General features: G+C 71.2%; 28 protein-coding genes. 8 read left to right on the forward strand and 20 right to left on the reverse strand.

What is annotated here, in order from left to right:
* Positions 1-13 precede the first annotated feature (13 nt).
* The 6 genes from QSK21_RS19990 to QSK21_RS20015 all read right to left on the reverse strand — a co-directional run bounded on the left by QSK21_RS19990 (position 14) and on the right by QSK21_RS20015 (position 3,975).
* Positions 14-607, reverse strand: coding sequence for a gamma carbonic anhydrase family protein (locus QSK21_RS19990; RefSeq protein WP_285697843.1), 594 nt, complete (start codon positions 605-607; stop codon positions 14-16).
* Positions 608-755: 148 nt separating this feature from the next.
* Positions 756-1,679 carry an NADP-dependent oxidoreductase gene (locus QSK21_RS19995; protein ID WP_285697845.1) on the reverse strand — a complete coding sequence of 308 codons (924 nt, stop codon included), beginning with the start codon at positions 1,677-1,679 and terminating at the stop codon, positions 756-758.
* A gap of 110 nt (positions 1,680-1,789) precedes the next feature.
* Positions 1,790-2,284 carry a hypothetical protein gene (locus QSK21_RS20000; protein ID WP_285697846.1) on the reverse strand — a complete coding sequence of 165 codons (495 nt, stop codon included), beginning with the start codon at positions 2,282-2,284 and terminating at the stop codon, positions 1,790-1,792.
* A gap of 116 nt (positions 2,285-2,400) precedes the next feature.
* Positions 2,401-2,655: a hypothetical protein gene (locus QSK21_RS20005; protein WP_285697848.1), complete on the reverse strand. Its 255-nt coding sequence runs from the start codon at positions 2,653-2,655 to the stop codon at positions 2,401-2,403.
* Between the two features lie 130 nt (positions 2,656-2,785).
* The gene (locus QSK21_RS20010; protein ID WP_285697851.1) at positions 2,786-3,484 is read right to left on the reverse strand and encodes a response regulator; all 699 of its coding nucleotides are present in this window, start codon (positions 3,482-3,484) and stop codon (positions 2,786-2,788) included.
* Positions 3,485-3,573: 89 nt separating this feature from the next.
* The gene (locus tag QSK21_RS20015; protein WP_285697852.1) at positions 3,574-3,975 is read right to left on the reverse strand and encodes a peptidase inhibitor family I36 protein; all 402 of its coding nucleotides are present in this window, start codon (positions 3,973-3,975) and stop codon (positions 3,574-3,576) included.
* A gap of 179 nt (positions 3,976-4,154) precedes the next feature.
* On the opposite strand from QSK21_RS20015, the gene QSK21_RS20020 reads away from it, so the two are divergent.
* Complete coding sequence (locus QSK21_RS20020) at positions 4,155-6,158, forward strand: sensor histidine kinase (RefSeq protein ID WP_285697854.1); 2,004 nt, start codon at positions 4,155-4,157, stop codon at positions 6,156-6,158.
* On the opposite strand, the gene QSK21_RS20025 is transcribed toward QSK21_RS20020, so the two are convergent.
* A complete protein-coding gene (locus QSK21_RS20025; RefSeq protein ID WP_285697857.1) occupies positions 6,147-6,608 on the reverse strand; it encodes a hypothetical protein in 462 nt (153 codons plus the stop codon). The genes QSK21_RS20020 and QSK21_RS20025 overlap by 12 nt on opposite strands.
* A 112-nt stretch (positions 6,609-6,720) precedes the next feature.
* Between QSK21_RS20025 and QSK21_RS20030 the strand changes: the two genes are divergently transcribed.
* Positions 6,721-7,755 carry a Rieske 2Fe-2S domain-containing protein gene (locus QSK21_RS20030; protein ID WP_285697859.1) on the forward strand — a complete coding sequence of 345 codons (1,035 nt, stop codon included), beginning with the start codon at positions 6,721-6,723 and terminating at the stop codon, positions 7,753-7,755.
* A gap of 76 nt (positions 7,756-7,831) precedes the next feature.
* On the opposite strand, the gene QSK21_RS20035 is transcribed toward QSK21_RS20030, so the two are convergent.
* From QSK21_RS20035 to QSK21_RS20050, 4 genes are read right to left on the reverse strand one after another with little or no spacing between them, the layout of a single operon-like run.
* The gene (locus tag QSK21_RS20035) at positions 7,832-8,704 is read right to left on the reverse strand and encodes an ABC transporter permease (protein WP_285697860.1); all 873 of its coding nucleotides are present in this window, start codon (positions 8,702-8,704) and stop codon (positions 7,832-7,834) included.
* A gap of 1 nt (position 8,705) precedes the next feature.
* Positions 8,706-9,785 (reverse strand): ABC transporter permease, encoded by a 1,080-nt coding sequence (locus tag QSK21_RS20040; RefSeq protein ID WP_285697861.1) that lies wholly within the window; start codon positions 9,783-9,785, stop codon positions 8,706-8,708.
* Positions 9,782-11,317, reverse strand: coding sequence for an ABC transporter ATP-binding protein (locus QSK21_RS20045; RefSeq protein ID WP_285697864.1), 1,536 nt, complete (start codon positions 11,315-11,317; stop codon positions 9,782-9,784). Before QSK21_RS20045 ends, QSK21_RS20040 begins: the two co-directional genes overlap by 4 nt.
* Positions 11,314-12,348: a BMP family protein gene (locus QSK21_RS20050; RefSeq protein WP_285697866.1), complete on the reverse strand. Its 1,035-nt coding sequence runs from the start codon at positions 12,346-12,348 to the stop codon at positions 11,314-11,316. Before QSK21_RS20050 ends, QSK21_RS20045 begins: the two co-directional genes overlap by 4 nt.
* A gap of 187 nt (positions 12,349-12,535) precedes the next feature.
* Here QSK21_RS20050 and QSK21_RS20055 point away from each other — a divergent pair, with 187 nt between their 5' ends.
* On the forward strand, positions 12,536-13,246 hold the full coding sequence (locus tag QSK21_RS20055) for a helix-turn-helix domain-containing protein (protein ID WP_285697868.1): 711 nt from the start codon (positions 12,536-12,538) through the stop codon (positions 13,244-13,246).
* On the opposite strand, the gene QSK21_RS20060 is transcribed toward QSK21_RS20055, so the two are convergent.
* The 4 genes from QSK21_RS20060 to QSK21_RS20075 form a co-directional block, all read right to left on the reverse strand.
* Entirely contained in the window at positions 13,228-13,806 is a 579-nt protein-coding gene (locus QSK21_RS20060; protein WP_285697870.1) for a dihydrofolate reductase family protein, read from the reverse strand. The genes QSK21_RS20055 and QSK21_RS20060 overlap by 19 nt on opposite strands.
* Positions 13,807-13,892: 86 nt before the next feature.
* On the reverse strand, positions 13,893-14,657 hold the full coding sequence (locus QSK21_RS20065; RefSeq protein WP_285697873.1) for a slipin family protein: 765 nt from the start codon (positions 14,655-14,657) through the stop codon (positions 13,893-13,895).
* Positions 14,654-14,989: an NfeD family protein gene (locus tag QSK21_RS20070; RefSeq protein ID WP_285697875.1), complete on the reverse strand. Its 336-nt coding sequence runs from the start codon at positions 14,987-14,989 to the stop codon at positions 14,654-14,656. The genes QSK21_RS20065 and QSK21_RS20070 overlap by 4 nt, the downstream gene beginning before the upstream one ends.
* A 303-nt stretch (positions 14,990-15,292) precedes the next feature.
* Complete coding sequence (locus tag QSK21_RS20075) at positions 15,293-16,135, reverse strand: alpha/beta fold hydrolase (RefSeq protein ID WP_285697877.1); 843 nt, start codon at positions 16,133-16,135, stop codon at positions 15,293-15,295.
* A 143-nt stretch (positions 16,136-16,278) separates the two neighbouring features.
* On the opposite strand from QSK21_RS20075, the gene QSK21_RS20080 reads away from it, so the two are divergent.
* Complete coding sequence (locus QSK21_RS20080) at positions 16,279-16,770, forward strand: winged helix-turn-helix transcriptional regulator (protein WP_285697879.1); 492 nt, start codon at positions 16,279-16,281, stop codon at positions 16,768-16,770.
* Between the two features lie 90 nt (positions 16,771-16,860).
* Positions 16,861-17,415: a PaaI family thioesterase gene (locus tag QSK21_RS20085; protein ID WP_285697880.1), complete on the forward strand. Its 555-nt coding sequence runs from the start codon at positions 16,861-16,863 to the stop codon at positions 17,413-17,415.
* Between the two features lie 11 nt (positions 17,416-17,426).
* Here the strand turns inward: QSK21_RS20085 and QSK21_RS20090 are convergent, their stop codons facing one another.
* Positions 17,427-17,840, reverse strand: a complete 414-nt coding sequence (locus QSK21_RS20090; RefSeq protein WP_285697881.1) for a MerR family transcriptional regulator — start codon at positions 17,838-17,840, stop codon at positions 17,427-17,429.
* 102 nt (positions 17,841-17,942) lie between these two features.
* On the opposite strand from QSK21_RS20090, the gene QSK21_RS20095 reads away from it, so the two are divergent.
* Complete coding sequence (locus tag QSK21_RS20095) at positions 17,943-18,860, forward strand: aldo/keto reductase (protein WP_285697882.1); 918 nt, start codon at positions 17,943-17,945, stop codon at positions 18,858-18,860.
* A gap of 40 nt (positions 18,861-18,900) precedes the next feature.
* Here QSK21_RS20095 and QSK21_RS20100 read toward each other — a convergent pair whose 3' ends face one another.
* Positions 18,901-19,974, reverse strand: coding sequence for a saccharopine dehydrogenase family protein (locus QSK21_RS20100; protein WP_285697884.1), 1,074 nt, complete (start codon positions 19,972-19,974; stop codon positions 18,901-18,903).
* Positions 19,975-20,065: 91 nt separating this feature from the next.
* On the opposite strand from QSK21_RS20100, the gene QSK21_RS20105 reads away from it, so the two are divergent.
* Positions 20,066-21,019, forward strand: a complete 954-nt coding sequence (locus QSK21_RS20105) for a LysR family transcriptional regulator (RefSeq protein ID WP_285697885.1) — start codon at positions 20,066-20,068, stop codon at positions 21,017-21,019.
* 72 nt (positions 21,020-21,091) lie between these two features.
* Here the strand turns inward: QSK21_RS20105 and QSK21_RS20110 are convergent, their stop codons facing one another.
* Complete coding sequence (locus tag QSK21_RS20110; RefSeq protein ID WP_285697887.1) at positions 21,092-21,412, reverse strand: hypothetical protein; 321 nt, start codon at positions 21,410-21,412, stop codon at positions 21,092-21,094.
* 156 nt (positions 21,413-21,568) lie between these two features.
* Here QSK21_RS20110 and QSK21_RS20115 point away from each other — a divergent pair, with 156 nt between their 5' ends.
* Positions 21,569-22,486, forward strand: a complete 918-nt coding sequence (locus QSK21_RS20115; protein WP_285697888.1) for an NADP-dependent oxidoreductase — start codon at positions 21,569-21,571, stop codon at positions 22,484-22,486.
* A gap of 8 nt (positions 22,487-22,494) precedes the next feature.
* Here QSK21_RS20115 and QSK21_RS20120 read toward each other — a convergent pair whose 3' ends face one another.
* Together QSK21_RS20120 and QSK21_RS20125 are read right to left on the reverse strand one after the other, a co-directional pair.
* A complete protein-coding gene (locus QSK21_RS20120; RefSeq protein WP_285697890.1) occupies positions 22,495-23,274 on the reverse strand; it encodes an IclR family transcriptional regulator domain-containing protein in 780 nt (259 codons plus the stop codon).
* 62 nt (positions 23,275-23,336) lie between these two features.
* On the reverse strand, positions 23,337-24,152 hold the full coding sequence (locus QSK21_RS20125) for an IclR family transcriptional regulator domain-containing protein (protein WP_285697892.1): 816 nt from the start codon (positions 24,150-24,152) through the stop codon (positions 23,337-23,339).
* Between the last annotated feature and the right edge of the window lie 281 nt (positions 24,153-24,433).

The following is a 24,433-nucleotide window of genomic DNA, read 5'->3' on the forward strand; positions in this document are numbered from 1 at the left end:
CGGCGCTCCCCGCTCAGTCGATGATGCGGTCGTTCCTGTGCTCACCGTAGAAATCGACCTGGCGGGTCATGATGTCGCGCATCGCGGTGCCGCGTGGAACCCCGTACACGGTGCCCGGGAAATCCAGGCCACGCTGCACTTCCCACAAATCGTCGTGCCGATCGGGAGAGAACAGCTCGGCCGGGTCTCCGACCGCGATCCATCCGATCGGTACGACCGTCTCCGGGGCGAGCCGCGAGTTGACGTGAAGCACACTGTTGATACGCAACTCCGAACGGGCACCCGCGACCGCGCCGGGGAACACCGACACCCCAGTGGCCACGAAGACCTCATCCTCGATGGTCGCCCCGTTGACGTGCGCATGCGGACCTACCAGTACCGCGTCCCCGAGCACCGCCGGATGACCCGCCCGTCCACGCACCAGCGCGTTCTCCATCACCACCACGTTCGTGCCGGTGCGGACCTCGCCATCCTCGGCGGTGAGCACAGCCCCATGCAGCACCCGGGCACCCTCGCCCAGCACGACCGCGCCGCACAACACCGCCGAGGGCGCCACATACGCCGAATCCGGAACGACCGGCCTCCGGCCGCGATGTTCCACCAGCATCCCGATGCCTCTCCACGAGAAGTGGCCGTCGATACAGCGCCACTCCCCCTAACCTTGGCGCCTCGTTCGCGGAACATGCAGAGGACGGACAAAAGCGCGAGCAGCCGCTCACTCCGGCGGCCACGTCGTCACGACAGCCGGGCGAATCTCACGCCTGCGCGCCCGACGGGTTGGGGACGAGGACGATCTTGCCTACGACGTGGCCCTCCTGGACCTCGGCGAGCGCCTCACCGGCCTCGTCGACCGGCCGGACCTGCGTGACGTAGGGATCCAGCCTTCCCGCTGCGACCAGGTCGGCGAGTTTCTCCAGGACGGCGGTGCTGCGGTCCCGCTCGACCGTCCGGCCGCCCAGTTCATGGGCCAGCGGCCGGTCGGCCACCGACAGCAGCGCCGACCGGTCCGCGACCAGAGTCGCGACGGTGCTCAGGGCATCGCCGCCGACGAGGTCGAAAACGGCGTCCACCCCGTCCGGCGCGGCGGCGCGCACGCGGTCCAGGACCCCCTCCCCGTAGGCCACCGGGATCGCGCCGAACCCGGCGACGAGGTCGTGCTTGGCCGGGCTCGCCACCCCTACGACCTTGAGCCCCCGGGCCCGCGCGAGCTGCGTGATGGGGATCCCCACGCCGCCACCCGCACCATTGACCAGCAACGTCGCCCCCGCGGGCAGCGCGAGGTTCTCCAGCACGTCGTACGCGGTGCCCGCCGCCACCGGCAGGACCGCGGCCGCCTCCGGAGTCACGGCCTCGGGCCGATGCGCCGCGAATGACGCGGTGACCAGCGCCTGCTCCGCCCAGCCACCGACCATTCCCGGGCAGCCGCCGAACACCTCGTCACCGACCGCGAACCCTGTCACCTCCGGTCCGACGGCGGTGACGGTCCCGGCCACCTCGCGCCCCAGCACAGCGGGGCCGGCCGTTCCGTAGGCGCCCTCGCGGAGCCGCCAGTCGCCGGGGTTCACCCCCGCGGCACGCACCCGGACGAGCAACTCGCCCGCACCGGGAGTGGGCACCGGGACATCGAGGAAGGTCTCGTTCTCCGGCCCGCCGACCGCAGTGAATCCGTACGCCCGCACTCTCGCTCCCCACGAAGTCGCGCCGCCCCCTGATCACTCAGGGCCGCGATCATAGGACATCATCCAAGCGCGGATCGGTCCTGGCAGCCCTACCGCCGCCCGCGGCGGGATCAGTGGCGGCTCGCGCGGGGCTTTGTGGGACGGGTGCCATAGGCGCAGAGCAGAAAGATCACGGAGGCGATCGAGCAGATGACCGGGACCGCCACCCTGTCCGCGGTCGTCCGGCCTGCCTGCTCCACGATGCCGCCCGGATCGGACTCGGGGTACTCGATGCGGACCCTGGAGCCGACCCCGTCCGGTTCGTCGTGCCAATGGTCCGACTTGATGGATGCCACATGGCGTCTGCCATCTGGCGTGGTGAAGGCCACGTCCCAGTACTTGGTCTTGTTCGAGGTGTATCCGCGGACCACGACGCCGCCCGTCTCGACGCCCCCGCGCGCAAGGCCACGCTCGACGTTGGCGGTGATGAGCGCGAGGGCGGCGAAGAACGCGGCCACCACGGCGCAGAGCACCGTCATGCCCCACGGGAAGTTCACCGTCCGAGGCGCCGGCTGCTCCGAAGCGGCGGCGAAGCGCTTCCTGTGACGGTCTTCAAGGGCCGTCATCCATTTGCTCCACGCACCCATCGAGCCTCCCTGTCATGACAGGACGCCGGCCGCTCCGATCTGGTGCCGGAAATGGCAGGTTGTGGCCATCGTGGGCGGCCTGTCGCGCCTCGGCGTCATCGGCCGGGGCGCAGGTGCCAGCGGCCGGTGCCGCCGTCCCCGTTGATCTGGAGCAGGGTCCACGGGCGCACCTCGATGCGTTCGTTACGGTCCGCCGCGATGACGTGTGTGGAAGCCGAGGTCAATCCGTCATCCAAGCAATGGATGACGATTCCTTTCTTGCCTCTGGGCGATCCGACCACGCGGATTCGTACGTCGGAGCGGCCCCACGTGCTCACACCCCAGCGGTCGGGTGTCAGGATGCCGTGCACCCACCCACGACAGGCAGCGATCGAAGAGCGGCCTCGTGCCACCGGGGAGGGCGCCGCACATCACCATCAACGCGCGGTAACACCGCGATGATCTCAGGATGCGAGCCGTACCGCCCGCTCGCCCATCAGCTCAGCCGGCGCCGAGGGGTGGTGAGCCGGTGTTCTCGTACGTCGTGCCGAGGCCGGCGTCGCGGGCTCGGACGATGGCGGCGGCGCGGTCGTTCACCTGGAGCTTGGTGAACACCGAGCCGACATGGTTGCGGATCGTCTTGTCCGACAGCACCAGCCGTTGGGCGATCTGCCGGTAGCTCAGCCCCCGCGCCAGCAGGTCCAGTACTTCTCGTTCGCGCGGGGTCAGCGACGGGAACGCCCGCGTGGCGGGGACGGTGACCAGGTCCTGGAGAAGGTCGGCAAGGCGCTCGGCCATCCGCGGGCTGAAGACCGCGCCGCCCTGCGCCACGGTGTGCAGGGCGTGCATGAGCTCGCCACGGTGGGCGCCTTTCAGGACGTAGCCGCGGGCGCCCGCCCGCATCGCCGCCAGCAGGCTGCCGTCGTCCTCCGACATCGTGACCACCAGGACCCGCGTTCCGGGACGGTCCGCGACGATCCGGCGGGTCGCCTCGACCCCCGAGCGGCCGGGGAGGCCGAGGTCCGTCAGGACGACATCGGGCTCCCCCGCCTGGACTGCGGCGATCGCCTCGTCGGCGGTGGACGCCTCCCCGACCAGTTCACAGCGCGGATCCAGGTCCACTGCGGCGGCCAGGCCGTCACGGAAGAGCGGATGGTCGTCGACGACGAGCACGCGCACCATGGGATCTGGTTCGGTCACCGGTTCAGTCTGCCATCGCGCAGTCGGATGGATACCTGGAGTGAGGGTGGGGTGTCCGGCGCGTGACACCCCACCCTCGGGGCGGGCGATCAGCCGTTCCGGCAGGCGCCCGTCCGGTCCACGCGGGCGATCGACTTGATCCTCTTCCGCCAGGACGGGTGGATGTCGTGCGCGTTGCCGTCCGCGACGTGCAGCCGGTACGTGTTGCCGGTGCAGCGGACGCCGTCGAACAGCATCCAGTCGACTCCGGTGAGGTTTCTCCACGAGGCGGCCCCGTTGCGGACGTGCGTGGTGGACAGGTCCGTCTCGTAGGCCCGGCGGTCGACGACGCTGCCGTGCTGGCCTGTCTGGGTGTAGAGGCAGAACTCCCCGTTGTCGCACACCCCATCCTTGCCGCCCTGGACAACGGGCGCGGCGGACGTCTGCGGCGCCATGGCCGCGAAGAAGACGGACGCCACACCCGCCACGAGCATGCCCGTGATGCGCTGCATTGGATCTCCTTGTGGTGGACGGGCCTCCCGGTGAGGCCCTGTGGCTTCACCATCGGGCGCCCCACAGCCCAGGCACATGAGCCGGTCGCACCAACCGCGTCCTGAGGCGAACGCCTCAGACGAGCCGGGCCATCACTTATGGTGGTGGAAGTGTCGCTGTAGGTGGCTGCGGGGAGCTCATGGGCGCACTGGCGCGACTTCACCGGGACGAGACCATGCTGGCCTGGGCCACCGCCTGCCTCCTGGTCTGCCTGGGCATCCTGTGCGGATGGTTGAGCGGGCTCCGGTTCCCGATGTCACCCCCGGACGGGCACGACGCCTTCCTGTCCTTGACCGCCCCGTTCGACTTCGACCTGATCGCCGGCTTCGCGTGCGCGGTGTGCGGATTCCTGATCATCGCTCAGAAAGGCGCGGGAAGTCTGGGATGGGCGCTGTTGCTCGGCGGCTGCGGCCCGTGGATGGCCGGGCCGTTGGGCGAATCGGTCCCGTTCGACGAGTCCGGCGCGATCAGTTTGCGGACCTTGGGACCCGTCGCGGTGGTGGACGTGCTGCGAGGCGCCCATCTCACGATCCTGACGGCCGCACCGCTCTGGCTCCCGACCGGCCGGCTCCTGGGACTGCTACCAAGGTCGCTGGTCACCTGCACGTTTTTCTGCTATGCCAGCCACTACACCTTGTTGGTGGTCGGTTTCACGCAAGACCTGCGTGCCCTGGCCATGGCGACGAGCCTCATCCCGCGGGCGACCATGCTCTTCTGCACGGGACTGCTGCTGGTCCGTTGCCGTAGGGCATCCGGAGCGCTGCGATTCCGTCTCGCGGTGCTGGCGTCGGTCTATCCCCTGGCGATGGCTGGTAGGGAGATCGGCTGGTTCGTGCCGTTGCCGGCTCAGGCGGATCTCGTCGTCCACTCTTCGACCTCCCTCGCGTGGGGCGCGACGCTCGTCTGGTTCGTGACCCGGGATCGGATGTGGCGGCTCCGGCGTCCCGCGCGGCGGGTCACGAGCACGGTGCTGCTGTGCACGGCGCTGATCATGCTGGTGTCCGCCGGCGCCGCCGCCCTCGCGCTGCTCGTCTCCGCCGACGACCGTGCGGTCACGCTGGTGATGACGGTGGCGGCGCTGCTGGCCGGGCTGGTCGTCCGGCCGGTCGTCGACCGTACGGCGCGCGCGGTGGACCGGTTCTTCTACGGGCGGGGGGCGCTGCCGCACGAGGCGGTCAGGGGGCTGGCCGAGAGGCTGAGCCGCGTCCCCGGACCCGACCAGGTGCCGGACGCGCTGAGCCGGAGCATCGTCGACGACCTCGGGCTGCCCGCCGCCGAGATCGTGGTGACGACCCGTTCGGGTGACCGGACGCTGGCCCGCGCCGGTGCGGGCACCCCGGCCCTTTCCGTACCGATGCGGTACGAGGGCAAGGTGATCGGACGTCTGCGGGTCGCGCCGAGGGCCGGGGACACCGACCTGGACGACCGGGACCGGCACGTTCTCACGATGCTGGCCGACCAGGGCGCGCCCGCCGTCGCCGGGCTCCGGTTGCGCCAGGAGCTCCAGGCGGCCAGGGAACGGCTCGTCCTGGCACGCGAGGCCGAACGGCGCCGGCTGCACCGCGACCTGCACGACGGACTGGGACCGCTGCTGGCCGCGACCCGGCTCGGCCTGGACAATCTCGCGGCGGCCGAGCCCCGGCTGGCCCCGCTGCTCGGACGATCCGCCGCGCACCTGACGGACGCGGTCGACGAGATCCGCCGGATCACCCACGACATGACCCCGGCCGTCCTGGCCGAACGAGGGCTCGCCGATGCCATGGGCGACCTCGCGCAACGGCTCGGTACGGACGGCCCGACGATCACTCTGCACCTCCAACCCGATCCGCTGCCCGCTCTACCGGCGGCCATCGAGGCGGCGGTCTACCGGATCGCCGCGGAGGCGCTCACCAACACGATCCGGCACAGCACGGCATCGCACGCGGAGGTCACCGTCCACGCCGCGCTGGGCACCGTGACGCTGACCGTGGCCGATTACGGTACCGGGCCGTCCGCCCGAACCGGTCCGCCGTCTCAGGGAGCGGGTGGACTCGGTCTTGACTCGATGCGCGAACGAGCCGAGGAACTCGGCGGCGTCTTCACCCTCAGCCGCACCCCCGCAGGCACAACGGTGCGGGCCATGTTCGACACCTCACGACTGTGACCGGACGGTGTCGCCGCGGCGAAGGGCTTCCTCGTATTGGGTTCGGGAGAAAAGGAAGGAGCCCACGGCGGACAGGTCCCAGTCACGGTGCGAGTTGCGGAAACCCGACCACCGCACGGTGCCGTCCGCCACCTCGATCCGCGCCAGAAGTGACCAGCAGTCGGCCATGCCGCACCCCGAACAGGTGAGCAGCATGGTCTCGCCGTCTTCCCTGATACCCCGGGGCTCGTCCTTCGGCTCCCCCAGGAAATGGCGGCTCGGCCAGTAATAGTCTGCGAGCAGGCCGGTATAGGCACCGGCCAGATCCTCGGGACCTTCCTCGGGGCCGAAGTCGTCCCGTCGTTCCCGCCATTCCCTTGTCGCGAACGGCAGCTCGGCCTGGCGCACCAGATCCAGCAGCCGAACGCCGTTGATCAGGATGCCGGACCGGGGGAACGCGATCGAATCCATATCGGCACGATAGCGACGGGCCGCTCAGCCTGTGGGCTTCCAGACGACGCGCGGCCGGCTCCTTAACGTGCCTGGAACCTGCTTGGAACACGCCGTATCTACGGTCGAGATCATGGAGAGCAAGGTCGTCGGTGGCCGCCGTGAGTCCGTCCTGCTCGACAACTCCAGCCGCCGGGTCCGGCGGGCCTGGCATGTGGTCGCGGTGGCCGAGGACGTGGGCGACGAGCCCGTTCAGGTGTGGCTGCTCGGCGAGCCGTGGGTGCTGGTACGGCTCGACGGCTCGATCCGGGCGTTCCCCGATCGCTGCCCGCACCGGCTGGCGCCGCTGTCGGCCGGGTGGGTGAGGGACGGCACGCTGCAATGCGGGTATCACGGCTGGCGGTTCGCCGGTGACGGGGCGTGCGTGGAAATCCCCGCGCTCGGCAAGACCGACCGCATCAGCCGCCGGGCGACGCTCGCGTCCCCCGCGGGGATCACCGAACGGTACGGGCTGGTGTGGCTGGCGCCCGAGGAGCCGCTCGCGCCGATGCCGGAGTTCCCCGAGTGGGAGGCCGCGGACTTCCAGCGGGCCATGTGCGCCACCGTCCGCACCCCGGTGAGCGCCGCCCAGCTCGTGGACAACTTCATGGACGCCTCGCACTTCCCGTACGTCCACGCGGCGACCTTCGGCGTCGACGAGAGCGCGCGGGTCGTCGACGCGGGAGTGGAACGCGACGGCTGGAGCGTGCACACCACCTTCTCGACGTGGTACCGCACGATGGACGACCCGCGCGCGGAGGCCGGGGAACGCGACAGCCTGCAACGGCAGGACCTCTTCAAGCAGGGGTTCGCGTCCTACAACGTCTACCTGCGGCTGGACTTCCCGGACATCGGCTGGACGTTCGGGATCATGTTCTGCTGCCAGCCGGAGACCGCGGAGAGCACCCGCGTCTACAAGCTGATCGCCCGGCGCGACGACCTGCCGCCCGATCCGCGGCGCCTGGACGCCTTCGTCAAGGACGAGGACCGCATCACGGCCGAGGACCTCGGCATCCTGGAGCGCTACCCGCATCGCCACATCCATCTGGACCGGCGCACCGAGATGCACACGAAGGCGGACCGGCTGAGCCTCGCCTGGCGGAACCTGATGGCGGAGATGCCCGGCTGAGCCCTCAGCCGTGCTCGGCGAGCAGCGGGTTGCGGTAGCCGTTATCCATGATCCAGAACCTTCCCTCGGCCTCTGCTCACGTTCCGCCTCGTACGAAGGGGACGGCCAAGGCCCGGGGCGTACGGCTGTCACGCGCCCGCACCATGAGCGCCACCAGGGTGACAAGGTAGGGGAGGGCGAGGAACACCTCGTAGGGCACCGCAGTCGCCGTCCCCTGCAAGCGGAGCTGGGCGGCGTCGCAGAATCCGAAAAGCAGCGCCCCCAGCACGCAGGGAACCGGCCGCCACCGGGCGAACACCACCAGGGCCAGGGCCACCCAGCCGCGTCCGGCCGTGACGTTCTGGACGAACAGCCCCAGCGGCCCGCACACCAGCATCGCACCGGCCAGCCCGCCCAGGGCGCCGCCCGCGACGGTGGCGGCGAACCTGACCCGGTCCACCCGGTAGCCGAGGGCGTCCACCGCCTCGGGCGCCTCCCCCGCCGCGCCGAGGACGAGCCCGGCCGTCGTCCGGTTCAGCACGAACCAGACGACGACCAGCGCCACCAGCACCAGCGCCACCAGCGGCGGCATCGACAGGCGCGGGATGCGCGGAGGCGACTGGCCGATGGCGTAGGAGCGTTCGTAGAGGTAGGTGGTGGCCGACAGGGCGAGCAGGGTGAACGCCAGGCCGGTCACGATCTGGTTGGCCTGGACGACCACCACGAGCACCGCGAACACGGCGCCGCAGAACGCGCCCACCGCCAGTCCGCCGAGGATCCCGATCCACGGCGACCCGGACGCCAGGGTCACCAGGTAACCGGCGAGCCCGCCGGAGAGCATCATCCCCTCAAGCCCGAGGTTCAGCACCCCCGCCCGCTCGGTGACGAGCTCGCCGAGGGCGGCCATCGCCACCGGCACGGCGAGCCGCACCGCCGCGGTCAGCGTGGCCAGCGTCAGCAAGGTCTCCATGTCAGCGCCCCATCCGGTGTGCCAGCGCGTCCCCGGCGACGAAGAACACCACCACGAGCGCCTGGACGACGCCCGCGGTCGAGGACGGGATCTCATAGCCGCGTTCCGCGGCGTCGAAGCCGGTCGACAACGCGGCCAGCGCGAACGCGGCGATCAGCACCCCGGCGGGACGCAGCCGTCCGAGCAGCGCGACGATGATCGCGGTGTACCCGTAGCCGGTGGCGAAGTCCGGGGTGACCCGCTCGGTGACGCCGGCGACCTCGACGTACCCGGCCAGGCCGGCGAGCGCCCCGCACACGGCCAGCACCGCGAGCGTGACCCGCGCCGGGCGTGCCTCGCCGGCGCCGAGGACCTCCTTGCCCGCGCCCAGCACGTCCACCCGGTAGCCGAACCGGGAACGGGCCAGCAGCACGCCGGCGAGCGGGACGGCCGCCAGCGCGAAGACGAATCCGAGGTGGATCGCCGGACCCGGCAGTTCGGGCAGGCCCGCGGCGCCGATCGGGCGGCTCTGCGGGGTGAAGGCCCCGGGGTCCCTGATCCCGACCCGCACCGCCCAGGCCAGCAGCGCGGCGGCGACGTAGTTCAGCAGCAGGCTGGTGATCACGACGCTGGCGCCGAACCGGGCGTTCAGCCCGGCGGTCACGGCGGCCCAGCAGGCGCCCGCGGCCACGGCCACCATCAGCGAGGTGAGGACCAGGACCAGGCCCGGCCAGCCGCGCACCTCCTCGGCCGTCGCCCATCCGGTCGCGGCCACCGCGCCGACGATGTACTGGCCCTCGGCGCCGATGGTGAACACCCTGGCCCGGTACGCCACCGCGAGACCGAGCCCGAGCAGCAGGAGCGGGGTGGCCACGACCGCGGTGTCGCGCAGGCCGCCGTCCAGGACGAAGACACCGCGCAGGACCTCGCCGTACACCGACATGGGCGCCACGCCCTCGACGCCCATGAGGATCCCGCCGACCACCAGCGCCACCGCCAGCGCCGCGACGGGCACGCCGACCGCCGCCACGAGCCGGTGCCAGCGGTCGTCGCCCGGTGGCCGTACCGCCGCGTCGTCCACGCGGTCCACGGTCGCCGTCATGAGGCCCCCGCCATGGCCAGGCCGATCGCGGTGCGGTCGTACGGCGGCGGGAAGGGACCGGAGGCCCGGCCCCCGGCCAGCACCACGACGCGATCGGCGACCGCGAACAGCTCGTCGAGCTCGGCGCCGAACCACACCACCGTCGTTCCGCGGGCGGCGGCCTCGGTGATCCGGTTCGCGACCGTCCGGGCGGACTCGGGGTCGAGCCCGCGGGTCGGATGGGCCGCCACGATCATCCGGGGCGTGGTGGCGAGCTCCCGCGCGAGCACGAGCTTCTGCGCGTTGCCACCGGACAGCCGCGCGGCGGGGACGGCGGGTCCGGCGGACCTGACGTCCCACCGGCGCAGCGCCTCCGCGGCGTCCCGCAGCCGCCGGCGCCGCGGCGGGCGCCATCGCGGGCCGCGGCCCATCTCCAGGTTGTCGGCCAGCGAGAGCGGGCCGGCCAGCGCGCGCCGGTACCGGTCGGACGGGATGTAGGCGATCCCCGCCGCGATGCGGGCCCGCGGGTCGCCGACGGGGACCGGCTCGCCGCCGACCGTCACCCGGCCGCGCTCCGGGACCGCGAGCCCGGCCAGCAACTCCTCCAGCTCGGCCTGGCCGTTGCCGTCCACCCCGGCGATCCCGACGATCTCCCCGGCGTCGGCCTCCAGGTCGAACCCGTCCAAGCGCCCGAGCGACGCCCCCCGCACCCGCAGCCGCGGCGCCCCCTCGGCCGGTGACGGCCTTGGCGTCGCGGGCGGGCGCGTTACCGGAGGCGAGGGCCGGGTGCCGACCATGAAGGTCGCGAGGGCGGTGCGGTCGTGCTCGCTCACCGGCGCGCCCGCCAGCACCGTCCGGCCGCGCCGCAGCACGGTGACCCGGTCGCAGCCCGCGGACACCTCGCCCAGCCGGTGAGTGATGATCACGACCGTGCGTCCGCCGTCGGCCAGCCGCCGGCAGACGGCCAGGAGCCGCTCCGCCTCGGCGTCGGTCAGCACCGCGGTGGGTTCGTCCAGGATCAGCAGCCGAGCGCCCGCGTCCAGGGCGCGCAGGATCTCCAGCCGCTGCCGCTCGCCGACCGACAGCCTTTCGGCGGGCACGTCGGCACGCACCGCGAGCCCGTGCTCCTCCACCAGCCGTTCCACGCGTTCCCGGGCGGCGCGGGCTCCGGGCCGTATCCGTCCGAGGGGACGCGCCAGCGCGAGGTTGTCGCCCGCCGACAGTGTCGGGACCAGCGTGAAGTGCTGCTGCACCATGGCGACACCGGCCTCGCGCAACGCCCGCGGATCCAGGCGCGTCACCGGCCGCCCGGCCACCGTCACCGTCCCCTCGTCGGGGTGGTCGAGGCCCGCGAGGATGCGCATCAGCGTGGTCTTGCCCGCGCCGTTCTCCCCCAGCAGAGCGTGCACCTCGCCCGGGGCCGCCTCGAAGTCGACACCGGCGAGGGCGACGGTGGGCCCGAACCGGCGGACGATGCCCGCCATCGCCACGGCGGCGGTCCCGTCCGGCCTGGTGGTGACCGGGTCCTGTCTCGGCTCCGCCCGACGGTTCATTTCTTGTCGCTGTACGGGACGGTCAGGGTGCCGTTCTTGATCGCGGCGAGCTTCTGCTCGTACAGCGACAACGCCGACGGGGAGATCCTGCTCCTCCAGTTGGGGCTGATCACCACGTCCATGCCGCCGTCCTTCATGTCCACCTGGAAGTACCGGGTGGGATTGACCTTGCCGGCCTCGACGTCGGCGGCCATCAGCCCGAACGTCTTGTCCAGGTTCCACTTGAACGACACCAGCACCGAGTCGGCGAGCTTGGACATGTCGCCCACGTAGCCCGACGCGACCGCCTTGCGTTCCTTGGCGGCCTCGATCTGGCCGAACGTCGGGCCCTGTCCGCATCCGACGAACATCGTGGCGCCCGCGTCCGCCTGGGAGAGCGCCGCCTCCTTCGCCTTCTGCACGTCGTACCAGTCGCCGACCGCGACGAACGAGCCGGTGGTCGAGGGCCGTACGAGCTTCGCGCCCGCCAGGAAGGCGTTGTACATGGCGCGGCAGACCGGGATGTCGAAGCCTCCCGCCCCGGCGACCTTCCCGCCGGTGGTGGCGCCCGCCGCGAGGATGCCCTCAAGGTAGGTGGCCTGGTAGTACGGCTGGGCGTAGTCGGCGACGTTGCCTTTGACGTCACCGAACCCGCCGCCGTAGGCGAACAGGGTCTTGGGGAACTCCTTGGCGACCTTCTTGACGTCGTCGCCGTAGTTGAACGAGTGGGCGATGACGGGGTTGTAGCCGCGGGCAGCGTAGTCGCGCAGCGCCCGCACGGCCGCGGCGCCCGGGGGCACGTTCTCCTGCGTGGCGTAATCGGAGATGGCGCCCTCGCTCTTCAGCTTCTGCACTCCGGTCAACGCCGCCTCGCCCCACGAGCCGTCCTTGAACTGGGCGCTGTAGACGATGGCCATTTTCGGCTTGGACCCGTTCGCGGGCGCGGCGGTCTCCTTCTTTCCCGCGTCGCCACAGGCGACGGCCGCCATGAAGACGGCCGAGACGGCCGCGACACGCACCAGACCGGCACGTCGGCGGGCAGCAGAGATCATCGGTCGGGCTCCTCCGCGTGAGATCCGGCGTGTCGCGCCGGGGGGTTTCTGCGGACCGTAAGAACGACCGATCACACGGGAGTGAGCCCCGTGTTACGAGCAGGAAAATCCAGCCGCGCCCCACCGCGGGTCAGCCCGTTGCAGGTACTCCCGCGATAGCAGGGGCCAGCGAATGTATCCTTCGCCCGTGCAACTGCGCTTCCAGACGCGACGGTCCGACTCGCCGTGGGTCGACATCGTCTGGACCTGCACGAGTGAGCAGGTCACGCGGATGACGTCCGTCGCGAGTGCGCGTTGGGGGCTGGTGTTCTGGGAGCAGGACGGCAAGGCTTACGCGAGCGTCACCGGCCCCGAGACGAGGACGGGCACGGCGCCGGTGCCGGAAGGCGCGACCTTCACCGGCATCGAGTTCGCCTTGGGCACCTCGTTGCGGGCCGTGCCCACCCCGGCGCTGGTGAACTCGGGCATCGAACTTCCCGACACCACGCGGAGGACGTTCCGCCTGGACGGCGCGCGCTGGGAGACGCCCGGCCCGGACGACGCCGAGGCACTCGTCGAACGTCTCGTCCGGGCCGGGGTCGTGGTCGGTGATCCGCTCGTCGCCGCGGTGCTGCGCGGACACCGCCCGTCCGTCTCGGAGCGCACGGTCGAACGCCGGTTCCGCGCCGCGACCGGGCTGACCCAGGGCGCCGTCCGGCAGATCGAGCGGGCCCGCAGGGCGGCGCATGCGCTGGCCGCCGGCGCCACGGCCGCCGATGTCGTCGCCGAGCTCGGCTACTTCGACCAGCCGCACCTCGCCCACGCGCTGCGCTCCTACATCGGACGCACCGTCGGCGGGCTGCGTGACGGCGAGGGCGGCGCGATCGCCCTCGCCCTGGATCAGCGCTTGACGTCGTAGACGAGCTTCAAGATTCCGTTCGAGTAGCTCTCCGACTCCCGAAGGGTCAGCATCTGCTTGTCGCGGTCGGCCCGCCCGAACAGGCTCTTCCCGGCACCGAGCAGCACGGGGAAGACCAGCAGGTTGTACTGGTCGATCAGGCCCGCGTCCGACAGCCGCCGGGCCAGCTCCGCGCTCCCGTGAATGAAGATCGCGCCGCCCTCGCCCTCCTTGAGCGCGGCGACGTCCTCGGTCGAACGCAGGATCGTCGTCGGCCCCCAGCCGTCGACAAGGGCGTCCTCGCCCAGCGTGGTCGACACCACGTACTTCGGCAGCTCCTTGTAGGCGGCGTGGTCCTCCGAGCCGGGCCAGACCGGCGCGAACGCCTCGTAGCTGCGGCGGCCGAACATCAGCGCCGTCGTGTCGGCGAGTTCCTCGCCCTTCAACGACCAGGCTTCCGGAACGAACTCAAGGTCCTTGAACACCCAGCCGCCGCTGCGGTGCTCCTCCCCCGGACCCCCGCCGGGCGAGTCCACGACACCGTCGAGCGACATGAAACCGGTGTAGACCAGGTCACGCATATCTTTATCCCCTCATGATCGAACAAACCGCGCGGGGTTCACCCTAGATCGCCGGCACGGGATCCGTCGTGGACGAAAACGACACGTCATTGGTGTGAGCCTCGGGTGGCGCGCGCCAGTTGGAGCAGTTCCATCGGCACGGGGAACGCGACGACGGAGCCCTGCTGCGCGGCGACGTCCACCAGGGAGCCGAGGGTGCGCAGTTGCATGGCGGCCGGGTGCTCTTCGAGGATGCCGGCCGCCGCGCCGAGGTTCTGGGCCGCCTCCCGTTCACCGAGGGCGTGGATGACGCGAGCCCGCCGGTCGCGTTCGGCCTCGGCCTGCCGGGCCATGGCGCGGCGCATCGCCTCGGGCAGGGAGACGTCACGGACCTCCACCAGGGAGACCTTCACCCCCCACGGGTTGGTGAGGTCGTCGATGACCTGCGCGAGGAGCTGGTTGATCTCGTCCCGCTTGCCCAGCAGGTCGTCCAGGCTGCGCTGGCCCAGGATGCTGCGCAACGTGGTCTGCGCGATCTTGGACGTGGCCACCTGGTAGTCCTCGATGGCGATCACGGACTTGACCGGGTCCAGCACCTGGAAGTAGGTGACGGCGTCGACCCGCACGGTGACGTTGTCGGAGGTGATGATCTCCTGTGGCGGGACGTCGGCGGTCAGGATGCGCAGGTCGACGCGGACCATCCGGTCGATGACGGGAATGATGAAGAACAGTCCCGGACCCTTGGCGCCCTGGATGCGCCCCAGCCGGAAGATCACTCCGCGCTCGTACTCCGGGACGATCTTGATGGCGTTCGCCAGGAAGAGCAGCAGGATCGCGGCGGCCGCCGCCAAGCCTATGAGCAGTGCGTTCACGAATCGTCTCCTTCGGTCGGCGGTTCGACCACCAGGGTGAGGCCGTCCAGGTCGACGACCCGGGCGATGGCGCCCTCGGGCAACGGCGGGCCGACCGCGCGGGTGCTCCACCACGTGCCCTCAAGGAACGCGCGGCCGCGCCCGTCCCGGACATCGCGAAGCTCGACCAGCCGGCCGACGAGTCCCTCGGCCCCGGAATGGGCACGGCCTCTCTGCGCCCGCAGGGCATAGCGCCCGAGCAGGACGGCCAGCACCGCGACCACGACCGCGATGGGCAGCACGATGAGCGGATCCACCTGGACGCCCTCGGCCGAGCCGAAGAAGGCGCCCACCGCGCAAGCGCGGCCGATACGCCGTCTCCCGCCTGAGCCGGCGCATCCAACGAGCACCCGCCCTCTCAGACGCACCCGCACTCCCCGGATGGACGCGTTCCCCGTCCGCGATCACTACCCGTTCCTGACCTGGGCATTCGAGCGCGAACGCGCCGTGGGCCACGGCGGCGGGGCTCAGGGCCGCTCCGGTCCGTACCACCGCCGGGCACCATGCCGAAGCCGACCTCGATCTGGCGGAACGACGCCTTCTCCTGGCTCGCGAAGCGCAGGTCGTTGGGGGTGGCGCGGTGCTGTGTGCGGCGGTCAGCGCAGGAAGTCGAGGACTTGGCGGCCGAACTCGTCGTAGTGCTGGAACAGGAAGCCGTGACCGGAGTCGCCGTAGAGCACCAGGATCGAGTCGCGCACCCGCTGGACCATGGCGAAGGAGTTCATGGCGTGGACCATCACGTCGTGGGCGCCGTTCGCCACCAGCACCCGCGCGGTGAGCTGGTCGAGCCGCTCCCACGCGGAGTTCTCGCCGGCGCCCCAGCGCCCGATGGCCTCCATCTGGCTCTTCCAGCTTTCGGGCTTGACCTGTGAAGGGGAGACGTCGAGGCGGGTGTTCAGCCGGGCCAGCGACTCCTGCCCCAGGCGCCGGCCTTCGCTGTCCAGTCCGAAGAAGAGGAAGAGGAAGTCCTCTTCGGTGTTCGTCTCGGCGGTCATCGCCTTCAGTACGCGGGGGTCGCGTTCCGGGCTTCCGGGAACGCCGCCGGGGCCGCTGCCGGCGACGACGATCCGGCGAACGAGGTCCGGGTGGTCGAGCGCGACGGCCTGCGTGACGTAGCCGCCCATGGACCAGCCGAGCAGATCCACCTGGTGGAGGCCGAGAGCGCCCAGGAAGTCGACGGCCGCGTCGGCCATCCCCTGGATCGTGTTCGGGGTCGTGCCGGTCGACCGCCCGATGCCCGCGCTGTCGAAGACGATGACGCGCCGCTCGGAGGCGAGCACGTCCAGAAAGGCCGGGTCCCAGTGATCGATGGTCGCGCGGAAGCGGTGGAGCAGGACGAGCGGAGGTTCCGTCGCCCCCTTGCCGAAGTCGCGGTAGGCGTACGTCGCGAGTCGCCCTTGGGCTTCTCGGGTCTCGACGTCGTCGGAGAGGTAGGGCATGGCGGCATCCTTTGGGTTCGGTCGGTGGCCATGACCGTCATGGCGGTCATGACGGCAAATCCCATCTGACTTACGATTGCGGAAGTCAGCCCGACGCTATAGGCTGACTTCGCGCAAGGCAAGCCAGCCACGAAGGTGGAGGGATGAAGGACCTGCTGGACGACCGGGACGCCTGGTCCATGGCCAACTGCTCGATCGACAGGACACTGGCGATCGCGGGCAACAGGACGGCAATGCTGATCATGCGCGAGGCGTTCTTCGGCACGCGCCGGTTCGACGACTTCGCCAAGCGTGTGGGCATCGGCGAACCCGCCGCCGCGGCGCGCCTGAAGGAACTGACCGCCGCCGGCCTGCTGGAGCGCACCCCCTACAAGGAGCCGGGCCAGCGGACCCGGTACGCCTACCAGCTCACCGAGAAGGGGCGGGACTTCTTACCGATCATCACGGCGCTACGGCAGTGGGGCGACACCTGGGCCGCCGACGAGCGCGGGCCGGCCGTGGTGGTACGCCACAAGGACTGCGGCGCCCCGGTGCACGCGGTGCTCCGCTGCGAGGACGGCCACGACGTACCGCTCAGGGAGTCGGTCATCGACGCCGGACCGGGCCTGATCCGCGTCGGACCGGACACCCCCTGAACCCGGCGGCGGCCGGAACACCCGGCGGGACGACTCCGCCGCAGAAGCGTCCCCACGTCACATCCGCAACACCCCCTGAGGAGCTGCCGCATGTCCAAGGCACCGAAGACGTCCCCGAGCGCGGACGTGACCGACCGAGCAGGCGCGCCGACGCACAGGTCGCGCGCGTACAGTTGGGAAGACCCCGCCACCTCCGCCCAAACCGTCCCCCGGCTCAGCGGTCTCGACTTCGTCCGCGGGATCCTGTCCGGGCGCCTGCCCATCCCGCCGATCGCCGCCGCTCTCGGTATGACCCTGGAGGAGGCCGAGCACGGACGCGCGGTCTTCGCCCTGGCGCCGGGCGAGGAGCACTACAACCCCATCGGCGGCGTCCACGGCGGCGTCTACGCCACGCTGCTCGACTCGGCGGCCGGGTGCGCGGTGCAGACCGTGCTCCCCCAGGGCATGGGCTACACCTCGATCGACCTCAACGTGAAGTTCCTGCGCCCGATCACCGTCGACACCGGCAAGGTCCGCGCCGTCGGCACCCTCCTCCACAGCGGCCGTCGCACCGCCCTCGCCCAAGCCGAGCTCCTCGACTCCGAGGACCGGCTGCTGGCCCACGCCACCAGCAGTTGCCTGCTCTTCCCGATCAAGGCCCGCTGATCACCTCGGCGTCACAAGGCCGCGGCGCCGGCCCCCGCCGGCGCCGCGTTCCCCGGAGGGTCCGCCTCCACCAGCTCGGTATAGAAGCCGATCTTGAACTGGAGCTGGCCGCGCTGTTCGCGCAGCCGCGCGATCTTCTGCTCGACCCGTTCGTCGTGCCGCCGGAGCAGCTCAAGGCGTTCGGGAACGGTGTGGTCACCGGCACGGGACAACTCGGTGTAACGCAGCATCTCGGCTATGGGCATGCCGGACTCGCGCAGGCAGCGCAGCAGGCCCAGCCAGTTCAGGTCGTCCTCGCTGTACACGCGGCGGCCCGCGGCATCGCGGGCGATGTCCGGCAGCAGGCCGATCTTCTCGTAGTAACGCAACGTGTCGATGCTGAAACCGCTCTTCTCGGCGGCTTCCGCTGACGAGTAAGAGATCACGCCGCCAGCGTTCCATCTGGAGCGCGCTCCGGGTCAACTCCCGCCGGAGGCCGCGCAAAACGCCTTGACCCTGAGCGCGCTCCAGCTTGTTGGATCGACGGCATGGACATCGCACTGGGCACCATGTGGTTCGGCACCTCGGTGAGCGAGGAGGAGTCGTTCGCCATTCTCGACCGGTTCGTCGAGGCCGGCGGGACGATGCTGGACACCGCGAACAACTACGCCTTCTGGCTGAACGGCGGCGTCGGCGGCGAGAGCGAGGAGGTGCTCGGCCGCTGGCTGGCGTCCCGTCCCGGAATGCGCGACCGGATCGTGCTGGGCACCAAGGTCGGCGCGAAACCGCTGGCGCCGGGCTCCGGTCTGGAGAACGTGGAGGGCCTGTCCTCCACCGCGATCACGTCGGCGGCCGAGGACAGCCTGCGCCGCCTCCAGACCGACCACATCGACCTGTACTGGGCGCACTACGAGGACCGGTCCGTGCCGCTGGAGGACACCATGAGCGGCTTCGGCGAGCTGGTCACGAGCGGGAAGGTCGGCCGGATCGGCGTCAGCAACCATCCGGTCTGGCGGGTCGAACGGGCGCGCACGGCCGGGCCCGTCCCGTACACCGACCTACAGTACCGGTACTCCTACCTCCAGCCGCGGCCGGGAGTGAAGCTGCCCGAGGGCGGCCACTACCACGTGAACGAGGACCTGCTCGGCTATGCGCGCGACGCGGGGCTCAAGCTGTGGGCGTACACGGCCCTGCTCTCCGGCGTCTACAGCGGACGTCCCGACAGGCCGCTGCCCGAGCACTACGAGCACGTCGGCAACACGCGCCGCCTCGCCGTCCTCGGCGAGGTCGCGGACGAACTGGGCGCCACGCGGAACCAGGTCGTCCTGGCGTGGCTGATGGGCGGCGACCCGCCGATCATCCCGATCGTGGGGGTCGGCAAGCTGGCGCACCTGGAGGAATTCCTGCCCGCCGCCGAGTTGCGCCTGGACGCCGAACTGGGCGAACGACTGGACTCGGCCGTATGACCTGACCCGGAACGCGGGATCCTGCCGGCCGTCGATGCCGTCAGGAGCGGACCCTCTCACCGGACCACCGGACGGACATACCGTGCTCCGCCAGCTCGTCGAGGAGGGATGCGGCCTTCGGGAACCGGTCGATATGGATCACACCTCCCGGCCCGCCGTCGCCGTACAGCGCCTGGGCGACAAGCGCCGCGACCGCACCGGTGGCATGGCAGGTCTCGCGGCCGGTCACGGTTCCGGTGACCGCCGCCCCGGATCCGTCCGACGCGGACGCGTGGACGACGAACCCGTCCGACCCGAAATGCAGGCGGCCCATCAGCGCGGCCAGCGGGGACCCGGCGCGCAGCCGGCGCAGCAGGGCGAAGAACCCGGCGGTCCGCAAGCCGAACACCGCGGAGGTCACCAGGCGTGAGTCGAAGCAGATCCGCGTGGTGGCCCGCACGCCGAGCGCCTCACCGACCGTGTACTGGTCGGAGAACGAGAACGGATGGACGGTCCTGACCCCCGCCCGTCCCAGCCGCACCCGCGCCCGCCTGGGACGCGACCCGCGCCCGCGGCCGCCGGGCTCCAGGAGGTGGTCCACGACCCATCGCACCGAGTCGGCCCCGTGCTCGCCGCCCAGTCCCAGCAGCAGGCTGAGGTCCACCGTCCGCGCGTCCGACAGCCGCTCGGCGCAGCGCCGTGCCAACAGGTTCGTCAGCCCCGGCGCCACCCCGACGCTCAGCACGGCCGTCGCGGCGTTGCTCACCGCGAGATCGTGGAGGGCGGCGATCGACTCCAGCACGGGGGCGGACGCGCTGACATCGACGTAATGCACGCCTCGTTCCAGGCAGGCACGTGCGACCGCCGTGTTGGCGCGTTCCACGCACATGACCACAAGGGCCGCGCCGCGCAGCACGCAGTTCACCTCATCGGGCCTCTCCACATCCACGCGCGCGGCCCGCAGGGCGGCGTCACTCGACCGCACCAGGCGTTCCGCGCGGTCCCAGGACCGTCCCGCCACCACGACGCGTCCCGGAAACCGCCGTCCGAGAATCTCCGCGGTCGCCTTGCCGACCGCCCCGTACCCGCCCAAGACGACGATCGAGCCGCCTCGTCCCCCGTTGTCAACGCTCATACCGTCCAGCATCGAAGGTGGACGGCATGCGAACAACTACGGGTTTGTGATCGTTGATATGTCTTGAAGACATAGCGATGAGGTGCGGCGCATGCTGGATCCTTGGACGTTGCGGGTCATGGTCGAGGTCGTCGAGCGGGGATCGTTCTCGGCGGCGGCCGAGGCGTTGACGATGACACAGCCGGCCGTGTCCCGGCAGATCGGAGGGCTGGAGCGCAGGCTCGGCGTGAGCCTGTTCCGCCGCCTGCCGCGCGGGGTCGAGCCGACCACCGCCGGGGAGATCGCCGCCGAGCAGGCGCGGGACATCCTGGCACGCCTCCGCGACCTCGAAGTCCGGCTCGGGACCTTCGCCAGCCTCGACGCCGGGACCTTGCGGATCGCCGCGCACGCCAGCGCGAACACCGCGTTCGTGCCGGAGGTGATCCGGCGTTTCAGCCGCGCCCATCCCGGGATCTCGCTGAGCCTCACCCAGGTCGCCTCCGACGCGACGCTCGACGCCGTCCGGACCGGCCGGGTCGACTTGGCGCTCCTCACCGAGTGGAGCCTGTACGCCGACCTGCCCGCCGCCCGGATCGACCCGGCGCCCGAGCCTCTCGGCCCGGCCGCGCTCGCCGGACTCGACCTGGTGCCGCTCCTGGACGAACGGTTCCAGGTCGCGCTGCCCGTCTCGCATCCGCTGGCCGCCCACCGCCAGGTACGGCTGAGCGACCTGCGCGACGAGACCTGGATCGAGGGCGGCCATCCCGACTGCCTCGGCCCCATCCCACGGCTCACCGAGGCTCTGGCCGGGCCGCCGCGCATCGGGTTCTTCTGCGAGGACTGGAACGGCAAGCAGGCGCTGGTCGCGGGCGGCTCCGGCATCATGCTGGTGCCCACCCTCGCCCAAGCGGTCACCCACCCCGGGGTCACGCTGCGACCGACCGTTCCCGAGCTTCCCGGCCGCCGCCTCTACTCGGTGTCGACGGCTCCGCCCTTCCGCTACCCCGCGGTGGAGGCGATGCTGAACGTCCTCACAGAGGCCGCCCGGGAACACGCCCGACATTGACCGCCGGGCATGAGGACACCACCGGGAACGCGCACGTGACAACCGGGCCACGGACTCAGGGTGCCAGGGTGATCAGGGATTCGGCGCAGGGTTGTGCGGGACCGGGTGTCCGGATCCGACGGTCAGGTCGGCGAAGGGCAGAGGGCAGCGTTCCTCGGCGGCGCAGGCGACCAGGTCGTCGCACCCGGCCTCCAGCGCCTCGCGTAGCGTGCCCGCGGGACGCAGCACCAGTTGCAGTTCGCCGGGCGCGGCCGGGCGCACTTCGGTCACCGCCTCGGCGAACAACGCGTCGAACTCGGCCAGCCGCAACGGCCGCTCGGCCGTAGGCAGCGTGCACGCCTGCGGCGCCCATCCCTGGCCGTCCGCGCCCGCCGGTACCTGCTGAAGTTCCATGGCTCGACGGTAAGCCTGTACCCCGGTACCGGATGCAACCCCTGATCGAGATGGCGTACCAGCGGCTGGAGGAGACCCCCTACTATCCACCGAAGGACACCGCGAGCCCTGGTTTCCTGGACCCGCACGCGGGGACGGACCACCGGGGGGTGCCGGATGAGAGCGATCGTGGTGACGGATCAGGCCGCGGGAACGGCCGGGATGACGCTCGTGGAGCGGCCCGAGCCAGAGGCGGCGGTGAACGACGTCCTCGTTGAGGTGCACGCGTCGGGATTCACGCGGGGCGAACTGACATGGCCCTCGACCTGGACGGATCGGCTCGGACGTGACCGGACGCCCGCGGTCCCCGGTCACGAGCTGGCCGGGGTGGTCAGCGCCCTCGGCCACGGCGCGACGGGCCTGTCGGTGGGCCAGCGGGTGTTCGGCCTCACGGACTGGACCCGCGACGGCACCCTGGCGGAGTACGTGGCCGTCGAGGCGCGCAACCTCGCGGGGCTGCCGGGCGACGTCGACTTCACGGTGGGTGCGAGCCTGCCGATCTCGGGCCTGACCGCGTGGCAGGGACTGTTCCAGCACGGGCGGCTCCAGGCGGGGCAGACCGTTCTCGTGCACGGCGCGGCCGGCGCGGTGGGTTCGATGGCGGCCCAGCTCGCGAAGGAGGCCGGGGCGTACGTCATCGGCACCGGACGGGCCGCCGACCGGCAGGCCGCGCTCGGCTTCGGCGCGCAGGAGTTCGTCGACCTCGACGCCGACGCCCTGGAGGACGTCGGCGGGGTCGACCTGGTCTTCGACGTCATCGGCGGCTCCGTCCAGAAGCGGTCGGCGGGCCTGGTGCGCGCCAGCGGAACGCTGGTGTCGGTCGCCGGGCCGTCCGAGGCGCGGCCCGCCGACGGCCTGGTGATCGACTTCGTCGTCGAGTCCGACCGCGCTCAGCTCGGCGAGATCGTCCGGCGGGTGCGGGACGGGCGCCTGCGCACCAACGTCGGCGACGTCGTGACCCTGGACGCCGCCGTCGCCGCCTTCACCTCGACCGAGCGGGTCAAGGGCAAGACGATCGTCCGCGTCCGCCCGTGAGGACCCGGTCAGGCCGGGTGTTCGAGGTCGGCCTCGATCCGGGACGCCGTCGCGAGCAGCTCGGGAAGCCATTCCCGTCGCATGACCTCCACCGACGCCCGGGTGATGTGCGCGGAGATGTTCACGGCCGCCACCACGGACGCGCGATGGTCGCGGACGGGAGCCGCGATCGAGCGCATGTCCTCGAACCGTTCCTGGTCGGCGATGGCCCAGCCCTGCCGCCGGGTCCTGTCGATCTCCTCCGCGAGCGCGCGGGGATCGGTGATGGTCGCGTCGGTGAGGCTGCGGAGCTCGGCGCGGGCGAGGTGATCGGCCACCTCCTCCGGTGACCTGCCGGCCAGCAGCACCCGGCCGGTCGAGGTGGCGTAGGCGGGCGCACGGGTGCCCACGGCGATCGATTCGCTGAGGATGCGCACGCCGTTCACCCGGGCGATGTAGAGGACGTCCTGCCCGTCCAGCACGGTGAGCGAGACGGTCTCGCGGACCTTCTCGGTCAGCGCTCCCAGGTGCGGCAGCGCGATGTCGGGCAGCCGGATGCTGGACAGGTAGGCGTTGCCGAGTTCGAGCACGCGCGGCCGCAGCCCGAAGGTCCGGCCGTCGAAGTGCACGTAGTGGAGGTCGTGCAGCGTGTGCAGGAAACGGCGCGCGGCGGCGCGGGTGAGCCCTGTGCGGCGCGCGACCTCCGTGAGCGTGAGGCGTGGGGAGCCGGGCTCGAACGCGCGCAGTACCGCAAGCCCGCGGTCAAGGGACTGCACGTAGTACTCCCCGCGTTCCACGGGTGCGGGCATGTCTCCTCCTGCTGGCGTACTGGTCACGTGCGGGCGTCCGTCGCGCGTGGATGGGCGTGCCGTCATGAGCCGAGCGCGCGCGGGCGGTAGAGCGACGGGTAGACCCGCAGGTCCGCCTCGATCCGGGCGGCGGTGGCCTGGAGTGGTGCGAGCAGCGTGCGCAGGGTCTGCTCCACCGGGACGCGGGTCGTGTGCGTGGAACTGTTGAGCGCCCCTACCAACTGGTCGCCTCGCCATCGCAGCGGCACCGCGACGGCCACCACTCCCTCCTCCAGTTCCTGGTCCACCAGCGACCAGCCCTGGGCGCGCACCTTCAGCAGCTCGGCGCGCAACGCCGCCGGATCCACGATGGTGAACGGAGTCAGCGGACGCAGGACGACCCGCTCCAGGTAGGCGTCGAGTTCGTCGTCCGGCTTCCCGGCGAGGAGCACCCGCCCGGCGGCGGTGGCGAAGGCGGGGAGACGGCTTCCCACGTTGACCGCCAGCGTCATGGGCTGGTCGGCGCTCGCCCGCGCGAGGTAGACGGCGTCGTCGCCGTCGAGCACGGTGAGCGACGCCGCGGCCCGCAGGTCGGTGGCGACGTCCTCCAGGTACGGCTGGACGATGTCGGGCAACGACAGGTTGGACAGTTGCGGGTAGCCGAGGGACAGCACGCTCGGCAGCACCGAGAACACCCCGTCGTCGTTGGCGAGGTAACCGAGGTCGACCAGGGTGAGGAGGAACCGCCGGGTGGCCGCCGGGCTGAGGCCGGCCGCGCGGGACACCTCGCTGAGGGTCATCCGCGGATGGTCCGCGTCGAACGCCTTGATGACCGACAGCCCGCGTTCGAGCGAGCGTACGAACTCCTGCGAGCGCTCGCCCGGGGGCACCGCGGTCATCCGTGTCCTTCCTCGGCGTTGACGTGCAAGCGTTGCTCCCTCGTGACGCGGTTCCGTCGCGCCTCTGACAGCGTGGCACGGCCTGGCGGCCCGCCGCACCGGACCGCGGTGTGAAGCCACCTCTGCGCGTAGCGCACACATTCCTGTATCGCGAAATCTTACGCCGCGTGATCTCCCGCATCGTACGGACAGTCATCGTGCTCCTGTGCTTGACGTCACAAGAAACGTCTGCGTAGCGTGTGATCCGCCTTATACGCACAATGTTCGGATAGCGAAAATCC

The sequence above is a fragment of the Actinomadura sp. NBRC 104412 genome, assembly GCF_030269515.1.
Lineage (GTDB): Bacteria > Actinomycetota > Actinomycetes > Streptosporangiales > Streptosporangiaceae > Spirillospora.